This is a genomic window from Synechococcus sp. CS-1333 (genome assembly GCF_025128015.1).
In the GTDB taxonomy this organism is placed as follows: domain Bacteria; phylum Cyanobacteriota; class Cyanobacteriia; order PCC-6307; family Cyanobiaceae; genus MW101C3.
In genome coordinates, this window is the sequence record NZ_JAHLYO010000020.1 from 42,228 (window position 1) to 61,463 (window position 19,236).

The 19,236-nt window shown below is 68.4% G+C and carries 19 protein-coding genes and 1 tRNA gene; 12 read left to right on the forward strand and 8 right to left on the reverse strand.

Annotated elements, in window-relative coordinates; genetic code table 11:
- Nucleotides 1–109: 109 nt before the first annotated feature.
- From KQ303_RS09115 to recA, 6 genes are all read left to right on the forward strand, one after another.
- Nucleotides 110–571 (forward strand): NAD(P)H-quinone oxidoreductase subunit N, encoded by a 462-nt coding sequence (locus KQ303_RS09115; RefSeq protein ID WP_094514235.1) that lies wholly within the window; start codon nucleotides 110–112, stop codon nucleotides 569–571.
- On the forward strand, nucleotides 561–1,655 hold the full coding sequence (locus KQ303_RS09120; RefSeq protein WP_094514231.1) for an LdpA C-terminal domain-containing domain: 1,095 nt from the start codon (nucleotides 561–563) through the stop codon (nucleotides 1,653–1,655). The genes KQ303_RS09115 and KQ303_RS09120 overlap by 11 nt, the downstream gene beginning before the upstream one ends.
- A 32-nt stretch (nucleotides 1,656–1,687) precedes the next feature.
- On the forward strand, nucleotides 1,688–3,394 hold the full coding sequence (locus KQ303_RS09125; RefSeq protein WP_259730031.1) for an AAA family ATPase: 1,707 nt from the start codon (nucleotides 1,688–1,690) through the stop codon (nucleotides 3,392–3,394).
- 155 nt (nucleotides 3,395–3,549) lie between these two features.
- Nucleotides 3,550–3,621: transfer RNA gene (locus tag KQ303_RS09130), tRNA-Gln, on the forward strand.
- A gap of 25 nt (nucleotides 3,622–3,646) precedes the next feature.
- On the forward strand, nucleotides 3,647–4,396 hold the full coding sequence (locus KQ303_RS09135) for an HAD family hydrolase (RefSeq protein WP_259730032.1): 750 nt from the start codon (nucleotides 3,647–3,649) through the stop codon (nucleotides 4,394–4,396).
- Nucleotides 4,397–4,544: 148 nt separating this feature from the next.
- A complete protein-coding gene (gene recA, locus KQ303_RS09140) occupies nucleotides 4,545–5,744 on the forward strand; it encodes a recombinase RecA (RefSeq protein WP_259730033.1) in 1,200 nt (399 codons plus the stop codon).
- 396 nt (nucleotides 5,745–6,140) lie between these two features.
- On the opposite strand, the gene KQ303_RS09145 is transcribed toward recA, so the two are convergent.
- From KQ303_RS09145 to KQ303_RS09155, 3 genes are all read right to left on the reverse strand, one after another.
- Nucleotides 6,141–6,539 (reverse strand): DUF1815 family protein, encoded by a 399-nt coding sequence (locus KQ303_RS09145; protein ID WP_094514218.1) that lies wholly within the window; start codon nucleotides 6,537–6,539, stop codon nucleotides 6,141–6,143.
- A gap of 167 nt (nucleotides 6,540–6,706) precedes the next feature.
- Nucleotides 6,707–6,955 (reverse strand): DUF2839 domain-containing protein, encoded by a 249-nt coding sequence (locus tag KQ303_RS09150; protein ID WP_094514216.1) that lies wholly within the window; start codon nucleotides 6,953–6,955, stop codon nucleotides 6,707–6,709.
- A 65-nt stretch (nucleotides 6,956–7,020) separates the two neighbouring features.
- A complete protein-coding gene (locus KQ303_RS09155) occupies nucleotides 7,021–8,454 on the reverse strand; it encodes a helicase (RefSeq protein WP_259730034.1) in 1,434 nt (477 codons plus the stop codon).
- A gap of 42 nt (nucleotides 8,455–8,496) precedes the next feature.
- Between KQ303_RS09155 and KQ303_RS09160 the strand changes: the two genes are divergently transcribed.
- A complete protein-coding gene (locus KQ303_RS09160) occupies nucleotides 8,497–9,417 on the forward strand; it encodes a prephenate/arogenate dehydrogenase (protein ID WP_259730035.1) in 921 nt (306 codons plus the stop codon).
- Here KQ303_RS09160 and crtD read toward each other — a convergent pair.
- Nucleotides 9,414–10,928 (reverse strand): C-3',4' desaturase CrtD, encoded by a 1,515-nt coding sequence (crtD, locus tag KQ303_RS09165; RefSeq protein ID WP_259730036.1) that lies wholly within the window; start codon nucleotides 10,926–10,928, stop codon nucleotides 9,414–9,416. The two genes, KQ303_RS09160 and crtD, sit on opposite strands and share 4 nt — an antisense overlap.
- 55 nt (nucleotides 10,929–10,983) lie before the next feature.
- Between crtD and KQ303_RS09170 the strand changes: the two genes are divergently transcribed.
- Nucleotides 10,984–11,865 carry a fructosamine kinase family protein gene (locus KQ303_RS09170; protein ID WP_259730037.1) on the forward strand — a complete coding sequence of 294 codons (882 nt, stop codon included), beginning with the start codon at nucleotides 10,984–10,986 and terminating at the stop codon, nucleotides 11,863–11,865.
- A 3-nt stretch (nucleotides 11,866–11,868) separates the two neighbouring features.
- Here KQ303_RS09170 and KQ303_RS09175 read toward each other — a convergent pair whose 3' ends face one another.
- Entirely contained in the window at nucleotides 11,869–12,249 is a 381-nt protein-coding gene (locus KQ303_RS09175) for a CAAD domain-containing protein (RefSeq protein ID WP_259730038.1), read from the reverse strand.
- 40 nt (nucleotides 12,250–12,289) lie between these two features.
- Between KQ303_RS09175 and KQ303_RS09180 the strand changes: the two genes are divergently transcribed.
- The 3 genes from KQ303_RS09180 to KQ303_RS09190 are packed head-to-tail and all read left to right on the forward strand — an operon-like array spanning nucleotide 12,290 to nucleotide 14,820.
- A complete protein-coding gene (locus KQ303_RS09180; protein ID WP_259730039.1) occupies nucleotides 12,290–12,775 on the forward strand; it encodes a M67 family metallopeptidase in 486 nt (161 codons plus the stop codon).
- Between the two features lie 46 nt (nucleotides 12,776–12,821).
- Complete coding sequence (gene moeB, locus KQ303_RS09185) at nucleotides 12,822–13,991, forward strand: molybdopterin-synthase adenylyltransferase MoeB (RefSeq protein WP_094514206.1); 1,170 nt, start codon at nucleotides 12,822–12,824, stop codon at nucleotides 13,989–13,991.
- Nucleotides 13,992–13,998: 7 nt separating this feature from the next.
- Nucleotides 13,999–14,820, forward strand: coding sequence for a potassium channel family protein (locus KQ303_RS09190; protein WP_259730040.1), 822 nt, complete (start codon nucleotides 13,999–14,001; stop codon nucleotides 14,818–14,820).
- Nucleotides 14,821–15,084: 264 nt separating this feature from the next.
- Here KQ303_RS09190 and KQ303_RS09195 read toward each other — a convergent pair whose 3' ends face one another.
- Nucleotides 15,085–16,230 carry a cob(I)yrinic acid a,c-diamide adenosyltransferase gene (locus tag KQ303_RS09195; protein ID WP_259730041.1) on the reverse strand — a complete coding sequence of 382 codons (1,146 nt, stop codon included), beginning with the start codon at nucleotides 16,228–16,230 and terminating at the stop codon, nucleotides 15,085–15,087.
- A 46-nt stretch (nucleotides 16,231–16,276) separates the two neighbouring features.
- Between KQ303_RS09195 and larE the strand changes: the two genes are divergently transcribed.
- Nucleotides 16,277–17,185 carry an ATP-dependent sacrificial sulfur transferase LarE gene (gene larE, locus KQ303_RS09200; protein WP_259730042.1) on the forward strand — a complete coding sequence of 303 codons (909 nt, stop codon included), beginning with the start codon at nucleotides 16,277–16,279 and terminating at the stop codon, nucleotides 17,183–17,185.
- Between the two features lie 262 nt (nucleotides 17,186–17,447).
- Here the strand turns inward: larE and speD are convergent, their stop codons facing one another.
- Complete coding sequence (gene speD / locus KQ303_RS09205) at nucleotides 17,448–17,954, reverse strand: adenosylmethionine decarboxylase (protein WP_255101367.1); 507 nt, start codon at nucleotides 17,952–17,954, stop codon at nucleotides 17,448–17,450.
- A 38-nt stretch (nucleotides 17,955–17,992) separates the two neighbouring features.
- The gene (recF, locus tag KQ303_RS09210) at nucleotides 17,993–19,117 is read right to left on the reverse strand and encodes a DNA replication/repair protein RecF (protein ID WP_259730058.1); all 1,125 of its coding nucleotides are present in this window, start codon (nucleotides 19,115–19,117) and stop codon (nucleotides 17,993–17,995) included.
- Nucleotides 19,118–19,236: the final 119 nt, after the last annotated feature.

Here is a 19,236-nt window from a genome sequence, read left to right on the forward strand (position 1 = left end):
AGCGGACGGGCACAGAACACATGCACAAGAATCCACAGTACCGCATGGTCCGACCCCCTATTCCTGAAAGCGTCCTGCCAGACTGCCGCCGTTCCTGGCACTGCCCTCCATGCCGCTCCTTCTTACCGGCCGTCGCTTTCGGGAGGATCTGGAGAAGGCTGGTGCCCTGGCCCTCTATGCCCCCCTGGAAGGTGGTGCGGAGACACGGCTGATGCGGCGTCTGCGCGCCGCCGGCTACCGCGCACAGATGACCTCAGCCCGCGGCCTCGGTGATCCCGAAGTGTTCCTGCTCCAGTCGCACGGCATCCGTCCGCCGCACCTTGGCCACCACAGCGTTGGCAATGCCGCTGCCGTCGGTGACGTCCAACAGGTGATGCCCCAGCTCGGCCCCCTGCTGGAAGGCACCAAACCGATCCTGCTCTGGCTGCTGGAAGCCCAGGTGCTTTCCGCCGCAGAGCTCTCGGCCCTGTGCGGGCTCACCCAGAGGGAGCCGCGCCTGCGCATCGTGGCGGAAATGGGTGGCTCGAGGTCGCTGCGCTGGCATCCGCTCGATCAGTGCGTTGCCGCCTGAGCAAGCGCTGCGCTCCGGCCGCTGGGTCAAGTTGATCTGCGGCGCCAGCAACCAGGATCTGGCTGCGATCGTCGATCTCTGCGGCATCTACACCCTGGCGGGTGTTCAGGCGATCGATGTGGCTGCCGATCCCGCTGTGGTGGTGGCAGCGCGGCGCGGCATCGCCTGGGGTCTGGAGCGCTCCGCTGGCGGCTGTCCCCCCTGGCTGATGCTGAGCCTCAGCGATGGCGCCGACCCCCATTTCCGCAAGGCCCACTTCGATCCGGAGCGTTGTCCGCCGTCCTGCCCCCGACCCTGCGCGCGGGTGTGCCCGGCCCTGGCCATCGGCGAGAGCGGCGGTGTGATCGACGAGCGCTGCTACGGCTGCGGCCGCTGCCTGCCGGCCTGCCCCCTCGGCCTGATCGCGGCCAGGGAGCATGCGCTGCCGGCGGAGGCTGTGACCCCTCTGCTGGAAGCGCTGCGGCCGGATGCGGTGGAGATTCACACCCAGCCGGGCCGAGGCGCCGCTTTCGCTCAGCGTCTCGACCAGGTGGTGGCTGCGCGACTGCCCCTGCAGCGCCTGTCGGTGAGTTGCGGCTGGGAAGCGCCCTCCAACGGCCGCAGGCAGGCGGTGGCTGACGGCGTGGACGGTTCAGGTGCGGAATCTGCAGGCATGGAACGTCCAGGGGTGGAGGGTCTGGCGGCGGAGCTCTGGCAGCGGTTCGCGCGCCTTAGAGCGGCGGGGTTGCGGCCCCTCTGGCAGCTCGATGGCCGGCCGATGAGCGGCGATGTGGGGGACGGTACGGCCCATGCCGCGGTGCGGCTGCTGGCGGCGCTGCGGCCCTGGGCACCACCGGGGCCCCTGCAACTGGCGGGTGGCACCAACGGCCACACCCTGGAGCTGCTGCGTCGTCTGGCGGGCTCGGCGGCGGAGGCGCGGCGCCTCAGCGCCGGTGTGGCCTTCGGCGGGATGGCGCGCCGTCAGCTGCAGCCGCTGCTGGTGGAGGCCGAGCGGCGGGGCACACGGCTGCTTGACGATGCGGACCTCTGGACCGAGGCGCTGGCAAGGGCCCGGGCGCTGGTCGGCCCGTGGCTGGCTTCCTGATGGCTAGAACGGCAGTCCTGGAGTGATGGGTCATGCAAGCTCCCGACGCTGCCCCCCTCGCCCTGGCTCACGCCGGCGCCCCTGAGGTCGCCCTTTCGCCGCACCGGGTGACCGACGATCTCGAAGCGCTGCTGGCGGTGCTGCCGGAGCGGGTGCGCGAGGCCTTCGCCGCCGCGGAGAGCCGCGACCAGCTGCTCGAGGTGGTGCTGGATCTTGGTCGCTGTCCTGAGGCCCGCTACCCCGGGCGCGCCATTGCCCTCACCGATCAGCCGATCGACCGCTCGGACCTGGCGGCCGTGGTGGAACGGCTCGGCCATTTCGGCGGCGACAACCGGGCGGGCATCGAGCGCACCCTGCACCGCATCAGCGCCATCCGCAACCGCACCGGCGATGTGGTGGGTCTCACCTGCCGGGTGGGCCGCGCTGTGTACGGCACGGTGGCGATGGTGCGGGATCTGCTGGATACCGGTCAGTCGCTGCTGCTGATGGGGCGTCCCGGTGTCGGCAAGACCACGGCCCTGCGGGAGATTGCCCGTGTGCTGGCGGACGACCTGGAACGCCGCGTGGTGGTGATCGACACGAGCAACGAGATCGCCGGCGACGGTGACATTCCCCACCCCGCCATCGGCCGGGCCCGCCGCATGCAGGTGGCGCGCCCCGAGCTGCAGCATCAGGTGATGATCGAGGCGGTGGAGAACCACATGCCGGAAGTCATCGTGATCGATGAGATCGGCACGTTGCTGGAGGCTCAGGCGGCCCGCACGATCGCCGAACGGGGGGTCCAGCTGGTGGCCACGGCCCACGGCAATGAGTTGGCCAACCTGATCAAGAACCCCACCCTCTGCGACCTGATCGGCGGCATTCAGTCAGTCACGCTCGGTGATGAGGAAGCGCGGCGGCGCGGCTCCCAGAAGACCGTGCTGGAGCGCTGCGCCGACCCCACCTTCCCGCTGGCGGTGGAGATGCACAGCCGCAGCCGTTGGCTGGTGCACCGTGACGTGGCCCGCACGGTGGATTTCCAGCTTCGGGGGCAGCCTGCCCGCCCCCAAGTGCGCGAATGCGATGCTTCCGGCCGCGTGCGGCTCGAAGACGCGGCCACTCCTCCGGCCCCACCCCGCTTGACGCGCGCGGAGCTACCAGCGCCACGCCGCGAGCTACGGCGGCCGGATCCGGCCCCGCCCCTGGCGCCGGTGCCGCTGCCCGACCCATCCATGCCCGCGCCGCACCGGCGCCCAGCGGTGGAGCCGGCAGCGACGACCCTGCGCCTGTTCAGCTGCGGCATCAGCGCTGCGCTGCTGGATCAGGCGGTGCGCAGCCGCCGCTATGCCGTTGAGCAGGTTGTTGATCTGGAGCAGGCGGATGCGGTGCTCACCGTGCGCAACCAGCTGGGCCAGGACCCGGAGGTGCGGCGGCAGGCCCAGCTCCACGGCGTGCCGATCCTGGTGATCAAGTCCGACAGCCTGCATCAGATCCAGCGAGGTCTCGAGCGGCTGCTGCAGCGGCGCCAGCCGGATGGGGTGGCGCCGCTGCAGGTACTGCCGGACGACGCCTACGGCGCCATGGAGGAATGCCGTCTGGCTGTGGAGCAGGTGGTGGTGCCCCGCGGCTGCCCGGTGGAGTTGCTGCCCCGCAGCGCCCGCGTCCGCCAGATTCAGGCGGAGCAGGTGCGCCGCTATGGATTGCGCTGTGCCGAGTTCGGCAGCGGCGGGGAGCTGCGGTTGCGTGTGTTCCCGCGCTGAGCGCTGCCATCAGCTGCCGTGATCCCTGTCGGCACAGCGGGAGATTGACGAAGGACGGCTCGCTGTGGGTAACTATCTGGATCCCGGGCGTCGGGTGTTCCACTGCGTTGGCGGCCTGCGGGCCCTCTTCCCCGGACCACCCCACAACTGCGCGTTGGGCCGTCGCCAAGTGGTAAGGCAGCGGGTTTTGGTCCCGCCATTCCTAGGTTCGAATCCTAGCGGCCCAGTTCTGACACTCCTTTGAGCTCCCCTGTGTCCTCCAGCCCCCTGCTGGTGTTCGATTTTGACGGGGTGCTGGTCGACGGCATGGCCGAGTACTGGTGGAGCGCCCGCCGGGCTGCTCTGCGGCTGCGCCCCGACCTTCATCTGCCCGTGTCGGCGCCGCCCGGCTTTGCCCAGCTGCGGCCCCTGATCCACAAGGGCTGGGAGATGGTGCTGCTGGCCGCTGAGCTGGGCCGCGACGACCATCGGCTCAGCGACACCCTGGCTGACTACGGCGGTGCTCTGGACCGTGCTCTGGAGCGCTGGGAGTGGCAGCCCTCCCAGCTGCAGGAGGTGCTGGAGCTCGTGCGCCGCGAGGCCATCGCCACCGACCGCAGCGCCTGGCTTGCGCTGCATCGCCCCTACCCCGGCGTGCCGGAGCGGCTGCGGGCCCTGAGCGGCGAGGCGGCCGATTGGGCGGTGCTGACCACCAAGGGGGCGGCCTTCGCCGCTGAGCTGCTCTCTGCCGAGGGCCTTGAGCCCTGGCAGCTGTTCGGTCATGAGCAGGGGCCGAAGCCCGAGGTTCTGCTCCAGTTGCGGTCGCTGAACAGGCCGATCTGGTTCATCGAAGACAGGCGCCCCACCCTGGAGCAGGTGCGGGCCACACCGGGATTGACCTCCGTGCGCTGCTTTCTGGTGTCGTGGGGGTACGTGCGCGCGGCTGATCTGACCGGCCTGCCGCCGGGCATCGCCCTGCTCCGCCCGGAGCGGTTCGCGGCCCCCTTGGCGACCTGGCCCTGATCCGCTAGCGTACGCCTGTACTAATTCCTGTCCGGCGCGCCGGCCTGATACGTCCACCCGATTCGGTGGCACCTGTGCCTTTGAGGCCGCAGGATGTCCCGCTTCGGACGTCTCGATCAGCGGCCTGTTCTCTCACCCACCGTTGACCATGCCTGCCGACCCCAAGAGCACCGACCTCAGGGCCGCTCATCCCCGCTCCGCCGCCGCCGGATCGTCGGCCGCCGCCCTCGGTTCCGCCGCCGCCGCCCGCGACAAGGCCCTTGACCTCGTACTCGGTCAGATCGAGCGCAACTTCGGCAAGGGTTCGATCATGCGCCTCGGGGATGCTTCCCGCATGCGGGTCGAAACCGTTTCCACCGGCGCGCTCACTCTTGATCTTGCCCTCGGTGGCGGCTATCCCAAGGGCCGGGTGGTGGAGATCTACGGCCCCGAGAGTTCGGGGAAAACCACGCTCACGCTGCATGCGATCGCCGAAGCCCAGCGCCGTGGTGGCGTGGCGGCCTTCGTCGACGCCGAGCATGCCCTGGATCCGGTCTATGCGGCGGCCCTCGGGGTCGATGTGGAGAACCTGCTGGTCTCCCAGCCGGACACCGGCGAAATGGCGCTCGAGATCGTGGATCAGCTGGTGCGTTCTGCGGCCGTCGACATCGTTGTGGTCGACTCGGTGGCGGCGCTCACCCCACGGGCGGAGATCGAAGGGGAGATGGGCGACCTGGCGGTGGGCAGTCAGGCCCGTCTGATGAGTCAGGCCATGCGCAAGATCACCGGCAACATCGGCAAATCCGGCTGCACGGTGATTTTCCTGAACCAGTTGCGGCAAAAGATCGGAGTGACCTACGGCAACCCGGAAACCACCACGGGAGGCAACGCGCTCAAGTTCTACGCCTCGGTTCGCCTCGACATCCGCCGCATTCAGACCCTCAAGCGTGGCACCGAGGAGTACGGCATCCGGGCCAAGGTGAAGGTGGCGAAGAACAAAGTGGCGCCCCCCTTCCGCATCGCTGAGTTCGACATTCTCTTTGGCCGCGGCATCAGCACCCTGGGCTGTCTGCTGGATCTGGCCGAGGAAACGGCCGTGGTGGTCCGCAAGGGTGCCTGGTACAGCTACGAGGGCGACAACATCGGCCAGGGGCGCGACAACACCATCACCTGGTTGGAGCAGAACCCCACCCAGAAGGAGGCGATCGAAGCGATCGTGCGCCGCAAGCTCACCGAAGGCGCCGATGTGACGGCCAACTCCGTCAAGCCCCTGGCGGCGGCGGCAAAGTTGGCTGCGGCTGAGGCTGAGGCCGACGACGGCTCCGACGCGGATGACGCCGTGGAGGTGGCTGGTCTGGCTGCGCGCTGAGGGCAGGCCGCAGGCCCAGCCCCACCATTCCAGCCGTATCAGCGGGGCGGGGGATTGAAAGGGTGATTCGGGCATCGACAGAGAGCCCGGATCGCCCCAGCGTGGTGCGGAAATCCAGGTGAAGTCTCGACGGCAACGAGAGCCTGGGCAGGCCAGCCATCGGCCTGAAAGCTGGCCGCAGCTGGAACGCTCCCTCCGATTCCCAGCCAGCTGTCCAGCTCACCGGTCCAGTGCTGAGGCGTCCTGGGCCTCGCCTGGGCACAATTCAGCCTTCCGAAGAACCAGCCTTCCGGTCAGTACACGAGCAGCTCTGCAGCTCAGAAGTTGAGCAGAGGCGTACACCCGTGGGTCGACTGTCCCCAGAACGCCAGCGGCTCACCCGCTCAGCCGAGCTGGTCACCCCACCAATTCCTCGAGGGGTTGGGACGTTGCGCTGATCAGCACAGCCTGCCGTTGGTCCGCAGTCTTTATGGCGTTGCCGTCGGCGGGAACCTGTTGCAGGAAGGCGGTCACCCGTTGCAGTTCCTGGATCGCATCGGCCCCGTCCAGCCGTACCAGCTCGTGACCATTGCGCGATTCCACCCAGCTGATGCCGCAGTCAGACACCAGAAAGCGGATGGTGTGGGTATCCCCCAGGTCTGCAACGAAGGAAGCGCCTTGCCGCTCCTGGCCGTCTCCGCAGACGTAGCAGGTGGCCACCAGCCCTTTGCGCTGCAGGCTGCTGGCAAGAGCCTGAAGGCTCATGACGAGATCCTGAGCCAGCGAGCGGTATTGCTCAGCCAGACGGGTAAACATCACGCGGAACCGTTGGTCCGCCCGATCATAAGGTTTTCTTCCGATTGTTGCGACCGTTCATAGTGGCGCGTCAGCAGGCGGTGACGTCTGTGGTGCTCAGCGGGTACACCTGCGGCGCTCAGCAGGAACGCCTGCGGCGGCCAGGGGGTGGATGTCAGGGCGATGTCTCAGGGGGTGTCGGACAGTTGCCACCAGCCGGCGGCCGGGCCGATGAAGCGCACGACCACCCAGAAGAGGACCAGTGAGCCAATGCCGACCCAGGCGCCGCGGGTGGTGAGCTTCACGAAGCGATCGGCCTGGTCGCGCGTGAGCGGAAACCATTCCACCAGGCGTGGTGAGGCGTCCTTGGCTGCGGATGGCTTGGCCTTCTGGCGTGGTGGCAGACCCTGTTGCGCCCTCCGCCTTGCTTCACCCATGACCGTTCTGCTCCCATTGCGATGCAGCGTAGAGGTGGCCACCGGGCGTATCTGCAGCTGGCGGCTCAGCCCGGGAGCAGGCGATTCAGGGCCACCCAGGGTTCCAGGGCACGCAACACCTGCCGCCCCCAGCTGCGGCTGCGGACCCGGCCATCCAGCACAGCCAGTCGTCCCGCCCCTCCGCGCCTGAGGCTGGCCAGGCCGCGCTGCAGTCGATCAAGCGCTTCGGGCAGCAGCAGTTCGCGGAACCAGTCGCGTCCCTGCTGGCGCAGCCGCATCACCCGGGCGGCGGTCAGCGGGTCTTCCAGGCTGGCGATCGGCAGTGGACCGACCACCACCTGGCAGGGCACCGGCAATCGCTCCTGATGCTCCAGCCACCAGCTCCAGCCGCAGCAGATCACACCATTGCTCTCCGGGGCTGTGTCCTGATGGCACACCCGCGTGCCGAACTCGGCCGCCAGCGCCGCCGCCAGCGGCAGGCGCAGGCCAGCCTCATCGACGAGCACGATCGTCAGGCCAGCCTGGCCCAGCACCAGACGGCGGCAGTGATCGAGCAGATGCTCGCCGTACTGGGGGCTGTTGGGCAGGGGCTGGCGCAGGGGCGCGTAGAGCGGCAACGGGTCGGAAAGGAGCGGATCGGCCAGATCCACCCGCACCTGGGGGGTGAACCCCGCCAGCTGCACAGGCGCTCCGCGCTGGCCCACCAGCACCAGGGCCCGGCCATCCAGCAGTCCCTGCATCACCTCCAGCGGTTCGAGCGGCACCCGGTGGAGGTCCCACTGCAGCAGCTGGCGGTCCACGGTGGCCCAGCTCGTCCAGCCCGGGCCGCTGGCCGCCATCCACTCGGGCCATGGATGCGGCAGCGGCCCCAGCAGCGACAGCAACTGCCGCAGGGGCGCTTCGTCTTCGGGCGGCAGGGGCACCTGGGCCGAGGGGGTGCCCGGGTGGCTGAGGATCCGGCGGCCGAGCCGCTGGTGCAGCTCCAGCAGGCTCGCGTCCGCCGCCGGCAGACTGAGGCGGATCTGGTCCCAATGCTGAGGAGCGAGCTGCTGATCCAGCGCCGTGCGCAGCCGTGCTTCGAGGATCTCCTCCTCGGGAATCACCAGGTGGCGATCTCCAAGGGTGCCGCTCTGCCAGGCCTTCACCAACTGCTGATGGTTCATCAGCCAGAGGGTGCTGTCGCGGGGCGGTGTTTCCCCTTCCCAGCACGGCAGGGTGAGCCCGGCGGCTCGCAGCCGGGGCAGCTCGACCTGCAGCAAGCGCCGGCGCATCGGCTCGCTCACCACCAGCACCAGCGGTGCCGTCGCCAGGGCCATCGGCACGAGCAGGGCTACAAGCCAGCCCGGATCGCTGCCAGGCGCAAGCTGCAGGCAGCAGTGATCGCCGCGCCGCAGGCTGCGCCCCACCACCCGGCTGAGCGTGAGGTGATGCGGCCAGCCCACGCCACCCTCCTGCCGCAGGAGTTGCTTGAGCTGCTGGTGGGCGCGGGCTTCCAACATCCGCGAATCGTAGGAAGCTGCTCCGAGTGGACCGTGGCAGCCATGACAGCCCAGACGATGCACCCCGACGGCACGGCCGGAGTGGTGGGGCTGGTGGGGCTGGGCCTGATCGGCGGCTCCCTGGGCCTCGATCTGCGTGCCCGCGGCTGGGATGTGCGCGGGCTTGTACGGCGGGAGAGCACGGCGGAGCGGGCTTGCCAGCGCGGACTGGCTGGCCGGGTCAGCACCGATCCCTCCGTGCTGGCGGGCTGTCCGCTCGTGGTGCTGGCGCTGCCGCTTGATCAGTTGCTGGCGCCGGACCCGGCGTTGCTGGCTGCCCTGCCGCCGGACGCGGTGATCACCGATGTGGGCTCGGTCAAGGCACCCGTGCTGCGCACCTGGCAGGGGATCGTGCCCCGTTTCGTCGCCAGTCACCCGATGGCCGGCACCGCGGAGGCCGGGGTGGAAGCGGGGGTGCGCCACCTGTTCCGCGGTCGCCCCTGGGTGGTGACGCCCACGCCAGACACCGACCCGGCAGCTCTGGAGCTCGTGCGCACCCTCTCGGAAGCCGTGGAGGCCCGATGGCTGCTGTGCGACCCCCAGGCCCACGACCGCGCCGTGGCGCTGATTTCCCACCTGCCGGTGCTGGTGGGTGCCGCCCTGCTGCAGGCGGCGGATCGGGGCGCCGTGGCGGCGCCGGCCTCTGGCGATGGGCAAGCCGGCTACGAGCAGGTGGACACTGAGGCCAGGGTGCTGGTGCGTGCGCTGGCCTCCAGTGGCTTTGCCGACACCACACGTGTGGGGGGCGGCAACCCGGAACTGGGTGCCCTGATGGCCCGTTGCAACCGGGAGCAGGTGCTGGCGGCCCTGGCCTCCTATCGGCGATCGCTCGATCAGCTGGAGGGCTTGCTGCAGCAGGAGCGCTGGGCCGATCTGCGCGAGGCACTGGCGGCCGGCCAGCGCCTGCGGCCGGAGTTCCTCTAGGCAGCGATCCCCCGCCGAGCCAGCAGTTGCCGGCTCACCATCTGCGCCGACAGGCTCACGCCCGCGGTGCCTTCGCCGGGGTAGATGGCATCGCCGCAGAGCCAGAAGCCAGGCAGGGGTGTGCGGCTGGCCAGCCCGAAGGGGCCGAAACGGGAGGGATGCTGGCCCAGCCCGCCCACGAAGCCGAAGGGCCGCCCGGTCCAGCGGGCGAAGCTGCGTGGTGTGGACAGTTCCGCGTGGTGGTAGTGCGCCGGCGTGAGACCGAGCAACCGATTCAGCCCTGCCTGGAGGCCCGCCATCGCCGTCTGTTTGCGGGAGTGGTAGGCGGCTTCGTCGCCCTCGAACCAGGGCCGGGCCGGAGTGAACACGCTGGCGATCAGGGTGGCCTCCCCCGCCGGCGCCCGGCCATCCCCCTCCCGGCTCACCGACACGAACAGGGAGCCAGGGTCGGCCCAGTCGAGCTGCAGATGAGCGGGGCAGTCGGCGGGCAGGGCGCTGCGCTCCACGGCCGCGTACAGCACCAGCGCACCGCTGGGATCCTCCAGGTGCCGCAGCCGCGCTCCGTAACCGGCCGGCAGGGCATCCCCTGGCAACAGATCCGGCAACGACTGGGGGGGAAGGCTGCAGACAAGTTCACGGGCGAGCAGCTGCCAGCGGCTCCCGCCTGGCCCTGTGCCATGCACCCTCCAGCCGCCGCCGTGCTGCCGCAGCTCGCTCGCCCGGTGCCGCAAGCGCAGGCTGCCGCCGGCGCGGGCCAGCCCCAGCTCCAGCGCATCGCTCAAGGCCTGCATCGAGGGCGCCAGATGGAACAGGCCCAGAGGCTCCTGTGCCATCGCCAGCACGCTGGCGCCGTAGAGCGCGGCAGTGCGGTGGGCCGGCTCCTGGGAATAGAGACGCAGCTGCAGATCGAGAAAGCGCCGCAGCCGCGCGTCGTTGGCGCAGCCCGTGAGCCTCAGCAGATCGGCGATCGTGCTTCCCACCAGCACACCGCTGGCCAGGTTGGCGGGGCGCAGGGCGCCCAGCAGCTGGCCCAGGTCCCAGAGGCTGCGGGGGGGCAGTACCGGTTCCCGTCCAGCGAAGCCCCAGTTGGCCTGGTGGATTGCTGCGCACAGGCTCCAGAAGCGCTCCGAGCCCGGGAAATGCCGCTGCCGTTCCTGCCGCCAGCGCTCGGGATCACGCCAGAGCCGCACCGCCCGCTGGCCATCGGCCAGATCCACGACGCAACCGGGGTCCAGTGGGGTGGCTGCCGGCGCCTCCACTCCCAGCTGCTCGAAGATCCGCGCGTGAATGCCGCCCGGCTCCAGGCCGGCCACCTGGGTGGCCCCCACATCGAACACATAGCCCCGGCGGCGGAAGGTGCCGGCGCAGCCGCCGCTCTGGTGATGGGCTTCCAGCAGCTGCACGTCCAGGCCCTGGCGCGCCAGCAGGGCCGCTGCCGTGAGGCCGGCGATGCCGGCGCCGAGCACGGCCACGTCGCACTGGCCTTTGGCCGCATCGGCTTGCGCGCCCACCTTCGCTGCCCCGCCACAGAATTGCAGGCATGCTGGCCATGCTGACGGGGCGGCCGTGACGGACGATTCGCTGGCGGCCTGGGTGCGGCAGCACCTGAAGGCGCCACTGCTGTCCCGCCAGCCGGTGGGCGGTGGCTGCATCCACCGGGCCTGGCAGCTGCAGCTTGCCGATGGCCGCCGCTTCTTCGCCAAAACCAACGGCGCGGCAGCGCTGCCCCTGCTTCAGGCCGAAGCGGACGGTCTCAAGGCCCTTGCTGCCGCCGCCGGCGCCGACCTGGTGGTGCCGCAACCGCTGCACTGCGCCGTGGTGGAGGGGGAAGCGGTGCTGTTGCTGCCGTGGCTGACGCTGGCCCATGGCGGCAGCTCCCAGGCCTGGAGTGATTTCGGTGCTGCCCTCGCCTGCCTGCACCGGCGCAGCGCCGCTGGCCCGTCGTTGCGTTTCGGCTGGCCGCACGACAACTTCATCGGCTCGAACCCCCAGCGCAACGGTTGGGGGGATCACTGGGGTCGCTTCTTCGCAGAGCGACGTCTGGGCGTGCAGCTGGAGCTGGCGGCGGCGAAGGGCAAACAGCTACCTGGCAGCCAGCAACTGCTGGCAGACCTGCCCGGCTGGCTCGACGACCACGGCCCTGATCCCTGCCTCGTGCACGGGGATCTGTGGAGCGGCAATGCGGCGCTTCTGCATGATTCGTCGCTGCCGGCTCTGTTTGATCCGGCCGTCTACCGCGGCGACAGGGAAGTGGACCTGGCCATGGCGCGGTTGTTCGGAGGCTTTCCGGCGGACTTCTTCCTGGGCTATGGGCGTGAATGGCCGTTGCCGCCGGGCGAAGCGCGCCGGCGGCTTGTCTACGACCTGTATCACCTGCTCAATCACGCCAACCTGTTCGGTGGCGGTTACTGGCGACAGGCGCAGGCGTTGATCGACCGGTTGCTCTAGGCCTCAGCCCAGATACTCCTGGCGCAGGTTGCGCAGGCGCTCAACCACGGCGGAGCGCTTTTCGCTGGTGGTGAGGTTCTTCCAGCTCCAGCTGCCCACCACCACCAAACCGAGCAGTTCGAGCAGGCCGGGAACCACAGGCAGCAGGTTGATCGTGTCGAGGACTCCCTTGATCAGGATCTGGGCCACGATCACTGCCAGCAGGATGCCGAGCGCCTTGCCCGCCTTGCCGGCCTGATTCCAGTCCACCTGCTCGAGGGACTGGTTCACCTTGGTGAGGATCTCGCCGTAACGGGCGTTGAAGCTCGCTCCAGCGTCGGAGCTCTCAGAAGCGGGCACATGGCTGGTCGGTTGCACGTCCTGCTCGGTGATTGTTTCGTTCATTGAATGAGCGGGGTGCGGTGACGGCCCATAACGTATCGGCATGGGTGGCTCTTGGCCAGAACAGCTGGTGATCGATCGGCGCGCCCTGACGGTGCTGGAGGCGATCGTGCGGGCGGCCCACCCTCAGGAGGGCTGCGCTCTGTTGATCGGCCCGATTCCGACAGGCCACGCAGACCACCGCTGGCGGATCACCACGGCGTGGCCGTGCCTGAATGTGTGGGAACCGGAACCGGAGCGTCATCGGCGTTTCGCCCTCGATCCGCGCGAGCAGCTGCAGGCACAGAAGTGGGCGCGCAGCCGTGGCCTCTCGGTGATCGGCGCCGCGCACAGCCATCCCACCAGCGCGGCGGTGCCTTCGGCGCTGGATCTGGAGCTGGCGATGCCCCCCACCGTGCTGCTGATCGCCTCAGGCCTGCACCAGGAGTTGCGGGGCTGGTGGCTGACGGAGACCGGCGATGGCACGGCGGCCGAGCCGCTGCCGCTGGCTTCGGATGATGAGGCAAGGCCCGGGGGTTTGGGAGACTGAGGCATGTGCCGCCCAAGCGGCTGTTCTGGCCACCGGCCTTCCGCCCATGCTTCCTCCCGACACCAGCGGCGTCCAGCTCACACCCGATGAGGTGGCCCGCTTCTCACGCCACCTGATCCTGCCCGAGGTGGGCATGGAGGGACAGAAGCGCCTGAAGGCCTCCTCGGTGCTCTGCGTAGGCACGGGTGGCCTTGGTTCTCCCCTTCTGCTCTATCTGGCCGCCGCCGGCGTCGGTCGCCTCGGCATCGTCGATTTCGACGTGGTGGATAGCAGCAACCTGCAGCGCCAGGTGATTCACGGCACCAGCTGGGTGGGCAAGCCGAAGATCGAATCGGCGCGGCATCGCATCCATGAGATCAATCCCCACTGCCAGGTTGATCTCTACGAAACGGCGCTCACCAGCGAAAACGCGCTCGAGATCATCGCCCCCTACGACGTGATCTGCGATGGCACCGATAACTTCCCCACCCGTTATCTGGTGAACGACGCCTGCGTGCTGCTCGACAAGCCCAACGTCTACGGCTCGATCTTCCGCTTCGAGGGCCAGGCCACGGTGTTCAACTATCAGGGCGGGCCCAACTACCGAGATCTGTTCCCCGAACCGCCGCCGCCGGGCATGGTGCCGTCCTGCGCCGAAGGCGGGGTGGTGGGCGTGCTTCCCGGCATCATCGGCATGATCCAGGCAACCGAAGCGGTGAAGATCATCGTGGGCATCGGCACCACGCTCAGCGGTCGCCTGATGCTGTTCGATGCCCTGAAGATGACCTTCCGCGAACTGAAGCTGCGCCCCAGCCCTGAGCGTCCGGTGATCGACAAACTGATCGATTATCAGGAGTTCTGTGGTGTCGGCGGCTCGGCACCCGGCCAGGAGGAAGCGGGCAGTGTGCCCTCCGTGAGCGTGCAGGAGCTCAAAGCCCTGCTCGACAGCCAGCCCACCGATGTGGTGCTGCTCGATGTGCGCAACCCGCCGGAGGCGGAGATCGCGGTGATGCCTGGTGGCGTGCTCGTTCCCCTCGATCAGATCGAAAGCGGGCAGGCGATCGAGCAGGTGCGCGAGTTGGCCGCAGGCAAGCGCCTCTATGTGCACTGCAAGCTCGGCGGCCGCTCGGCCAAGGCCCTGATCGCGCTCAAACGGCATGGCATCGAGGGGGTCAACGTGACGGGAGGCATCAAGGCCTGGAGCGAGGAGGTCGATCCTTCCGTTCCGCTCTACTGACCCCCGCATGCCCCCAGTGGCAAGGGCGGCACTGACGGAGCACGAGCGTTCCGGCCGAAGGCAGGAGGAACGGCGTCTGCTGCTCCTTGAAGAGCAGTTCGTTCCCTTCCTCCTGCTGACCCTGCTGCCGGTGTTTCTCATGCCGGTGGCCACGATCCGCGGGGTGGGCTTCGCCCGCTTCCTGCTGCCGGTGATGGTGTCGCTGCTGGTGCTCCAGTCGATCAGGCTTCTGCCGGCGATCCGGCCGTCCTCGTCGGAGCTGCTGCGCGTTCAGCTCTACCGGCTGCTCGGACTGTTGGCGGCGCTCGGCACCTGGGTGCCGTTGCTGGTTGGGGGCTGGCCAAACCAGCAGCTGAGGGTGGTGGCGCTGCTGATGCTCACGGTGTTCTTCCTCACCACAACGGCGCGGTTCGTCCTGGTGCTGGCCCGGGTGCCGCGTGTGAACCTGAAGGTGCTGGCCGGCGCGGCGGCGGGCTATGTGCATCTTGGCCTCACCGGTGGAATCCTGGCCACGGCCATTCAGGTGATTCACCCGGGCAGCTTCAACCTGGGCGTAGAAGCTCACAACGACTTCCTGCTCGACCGACTCACCTATTTCAGCTTTGTGACCCTCGGCGGCCTGGGCTATGGCGATGTGTTGCCCAGCAATCCACTCGGCGAACGGCTGGCCATTCTGCTGAGCCTCAGCAGCACGTTGTATGTGTCTCTTTTGATGGGCCTGTTGCTCGGCCGCTTCATCGCCAACCGGGAGGTGGATCTGATCGAAGAGGAAATCGAGGAGGGGCGCCTGCCGCTGCCGCTCGATGTCGACAGAAGCCGAAAGGAATGAGCGAACGTGCTTGTGCTTGTGCTTGTGCTTGTGCTTGTGCTTGTGCGGGAGTCGGTGCGTACAGTCGTCTGCGCGAAAATCAATAAAACAGGATGGAGCAAATTGGGTGAAGTCTGAGTGCGCAAGCCAGGCATGCACAAGCTAGGGATACACTCTCCAGAGATGCGCCACCCACAGATGCGCGTACACATGGCCAAGGCATGTTCGTGCTGAAGTTGCGGGATCCTGGAAGATCCAAGTCTGAGAAGCAAAGAAACGCTCGAATCAATAATCCACGCCGCGCTTGAGGTCCACGCCGCGCTCGGCGTAGTGCTTGTGGCAGACCATCTCTGAATGCACACTGGCCAGATTGAAATAGGCCGGTGGGTTCTTGCAGCGGCCCGTAATGATCACTTCCGTTTCGGCCGGCTTGCGCAGCAGGGTCTGAACGATCGGCTCCACCGGCAGCAATTCCAGATCCACAGTGGGATTCAGTTCATCGAGGATCACGGTTTTGTAGAGACCACTGGCGATCGCTGCCCGGGCGATCTCCCAGGCCCGCTCTGCTTCCACATAATCAATCGGCTGCTGCTGGCCGCGCCATACGATCGCATCGCGGCCTGAGCGCAGGTGATCCACCAGATGGGGATAGCTTTCCCGCAGCGCGGCAATGGCCGCATCTTCGGTATAGCCACTGCCGCCTTTGAGCCATTGCAGGATCAGCACCCGGTGGCTCTTGTCCTGGCTGATGCCACGCCCGATCGCCTGCAGCGCCTTGCCCAGGGCACTGGTGGATTTGCCCTTGCCCTCGCCGGTGTAGATCTCGATTCCGGTGAGCCGGCCGCCCTGATCCTCGTGGTGGTGGGCCCGCATCTCCGAGTGCAGGTCGGCCAGTTGCACCAACTGGGCCGGCGCCCCCCGGCCGGTGACGATCACTTCCATCCCTGCCGGTTTGGCCGCCAGGGTGCGCACCACCTCACCTGCCTCCAGCAGGCCCAGGTCGAGCACCGGGTTGAGCTCATCCAGCACCACCACGGAATAGAGCGCGCTGGCGATGGCGCCTCTGGCGATGTCCCAGCCGCGCTGCGCTTCCTGCCGGTCGAAGGCCGTGGCCTCTCCGGCGGTGAAGAAATCGCCGCGGCCGGTGCGCACCTGATCGATCAGATGGGGAAAGCCCTGTTGCAGGGCTTCAATGGCCGCGTCCTCGTCGTAGGAGCGTCCCGGGCCTTTCAGAAAGCGCAGCAGCAACACCCGCGTGCGTTTCTGTTCGCAGATTCCCAGACCGATGGTGCGCAGCACCACCCCGAGGGCCGCCTGGCTTTTGCCCTTGCCTTCGCCGTCGTAGACGTGCAGCTGGCCGTGGCTGCGCTCACTGCTGCCTGCGGCCGTGCGGATCCCAATGCCCCGGCCGTTGCTTGTGGTCGCTGCCATGGCTCAGGCTTCTACGATCAGATGCTAACGATCGGCAGCGACTGGAATGCCTTCACTAGCACTGCCGTTTCAGGCTGCCGGAGGCGCTGCTGCCCCGACCCTGCACCGCCTGCTGGAGTGCCTGCCTGCCGAGCTGTGCACCCAGCTGGAGCGGTTGCGCGCCCGATTGCAGGGTTTCGGGGCTGTGGTGGTGGCCTATTCCGGCGGTGTGGACAGCGCCCTGGTGGCAGCGGTGGCGGCCGAGCAGCTGGGCGAGGAGGCCTTGGCGGTGACGGGTGTTTCCCCCGCCTTGGCCCCCCATCTGCTCCAGGAGGCCCGCCAGCAGGCGGCCTGGATGGGCATCCGCCACCAGGAGCTGGCCACTGCAGAGCTGCAGGATCCCGCCTACTTCCGCAACCCCGCCAACCGCTGCTACGCGTGCAAGAAGGAGCTGCACGGTGTGCTGGCGGAGCAGATCGCCGCCGGCCGCGGCCTGCAGGTGGTGGATGGTGTCAACCTCGATGACCTCGGGGATCATCGCCCCGGGATCGAGGCGGCCCGGGAGCATGGGGTGATTTCACCGCTGGCGGAGCTCGGTATCAACAAGGCGGGCGTGCGTCAGATCTCGCGAGCGCTCGGTTTCCCCTGGTGGGACAAACCTGCCCAGCCTTGCCTCTCCTCAAGATTTCCCTACGGAGAGCCGATCACAGCGCTGCGCCTGGAACGGCTGGCGCGTGCCGAAGACTGGTTGCACCGCCGCGGGGTGCGTGAGCTGCGGGTGCGGGTGCAGGGGGAGACGGCCCGCATCGAAGTGCCCGCCGATCAGCTCGATTCCTTTGTGACCCGCCTGCCGCGACAGGAATTGGTGGACACGTTCCTGGGGCTGGGCTTCACCGCTGTGAGCCTGGACCTGGAAGGGTTGGTGAGCGGCAAGCTGAACCGCCAGCTGCCGGGCGCCGCAATGGGCCGGGGCTGAACGGGACCAGACAAACGCACGGTCAGTTTCCAGGCAGCGCCCAGGCAGTCCACAGGCACTGTCCAGGCAAAGGCTTAGCCACAGCTGGGCAGTACCCAGGCGGCGCCCACACCCAGGCCGAGCCACGGCAAGACGATGGCCAGAGCACAGGCCGATCTACGGGCCAGGCCTGTGTCAGAGCATGGCCAGACGCGAAAAAGGTGGGCAGGGCACTGAATGCCCGCCCACCTTGCATGGCCCTCTTGGTGTGCCCCGGACCGGATCAGGCGGCGGGCACCGGTTCGCGGATTCCGTCGGCGATCGAGGCGGGCGTTTCGCGCCGGAAGCTCTTCAACTTCCGGCGTGTGGCTCCGAGCTCCTGGCCAAGCACGTCACAGGCCCGCTCGGGCATGGTGTGGTCACCGCAGGTGAACACGTCTACAGCCGCGTAACCGGATTCCGGCCAGGTGTGGATCGAGATGTGGGATTCGGCCAGAAGAGCAAGCCCCGTAACGCCCTGCGGTTCGAACCGATGGGTGATGAGGTTCAGGAGAGTGGCGCCAGCACGTTTCGCTGCTGTGGTGATGGCGGTCCTGAGGAAGGCTTCGTCATCGAGCTTCTGCGGGTTGCAGTCGTAGAGCTCGAGGATGCAGTGTTTGCCCACCATGGTTTCAGGTGAGCTGGCCACGGGTTCAGCCGGGGCAGGAGAGGCGGGGTGCTTAGGGCTCTTGAGGCTTTGGGCTCCGTTCCATCCCGGGTTGGGGTGGAGGCAGGGCAGGGTCTGGGTCATCGAATCTGTACAAACAGCAATGCATCCTAGTGCCAGGTTCAAGGAGGGGAGTGGATCGCCCCCGCCACGATCCCCACCCGCTGCGAGCCTGCGGCCCAGCGATCGCTGAAACCTTCCAGATGGGTGGCGCTCACCAGGCACTGATGCGCCTCGCCCACGGCTTCAAGCAAAACCTGCTGGCGGGTGGGGTCGAGCTCGGCGAGCACGTCGTCGAGCAGCAGCAGGGGCGGATCGCCACAGAGCTGCTGCACCAGCTCCAGCTCAGCCAGCTTCAGTGCCAGCACCAGAGTGCGCTGCTGGCCGGCCGAGCCGTAGCGGCGTGCCGCCTGATCGCCGAGCAACAGCCCCACCTCGTCGCGGTGCGGCCCCACCTGACACTGGCCCAGCCGGCGTTCCTCCTGGCGTTGACGCTGGAGCTGCTCGATCAGGGCCTCCCGCCACAGGCCCTCCTCCTCCTCTCCCTCCAGCACGCTGCCGGGCTGATAGCGCAGCTCCAGCCGTTCCCGGCCCCCACTCAGCCGGGCCTGCCAGGCGGCCGCGAGCGGTTGCAGGCGTGCCAGTGCCCGGCGCCGGCGCCGGTGCAGTCGGGTGCCCACCACCGCCATCTGCAGGTCGAAGGCATCGAGCAGGGCCTCCCGCTCCGGCCCTGAGAGGCCGCCGCGCCAGAGGCGGCTGCGCTGCCGCAGCAAGCGGGCGTAGCGGCTCAGCAGCTCGGTGTAGACGGGCTCGAGCTGCAGCACCACCCGGTCGAGCCATTGGCGCCGCAGGGCCGGTTCGCCGCGTACCAGGTGCAGATCGAGGGCACTGAAGCCGACGCAGCGCAGCGGACCGATCAGATCGTGCTGGCGGCTCAGGGTCTTGCCGTTGCGCCGTGCTGTGCGTCCGCCCCGCTGGCGCAGCTCCAGTTCCAGGGCGTCGCTGGTGCTGGCCGCACCCTGGTGGTTCGGCGCCGCCGGTTCATGGCAGAAGCCGCGCACGCTGGCGTGGGTTTCGCCGTGCTGGATCAGGTCGAGGTCGCTGCCGGTGCGATGCGAGCGCAGGCTGCCGAGCAGTTCCACCGCTTCCAGCAGATTCGACTTGCCTTCGCCATTGGCTCCGATCACCAACAGCCGTGGGGCTTCGATCTCCAGCTCCAGCCGGGCGTAATTGCGGAAGTGCAGCAGCTCCAGGCGATGCAGCCGAATGGGTCTGGGGCGGCTTGCGGCTAAGGTAGGCCGAGTGGTGAGGGCGTTGTCTTCCCATCAAGGTCAACAGGTTTTGCCTGTTCACCCACGTGATCCGG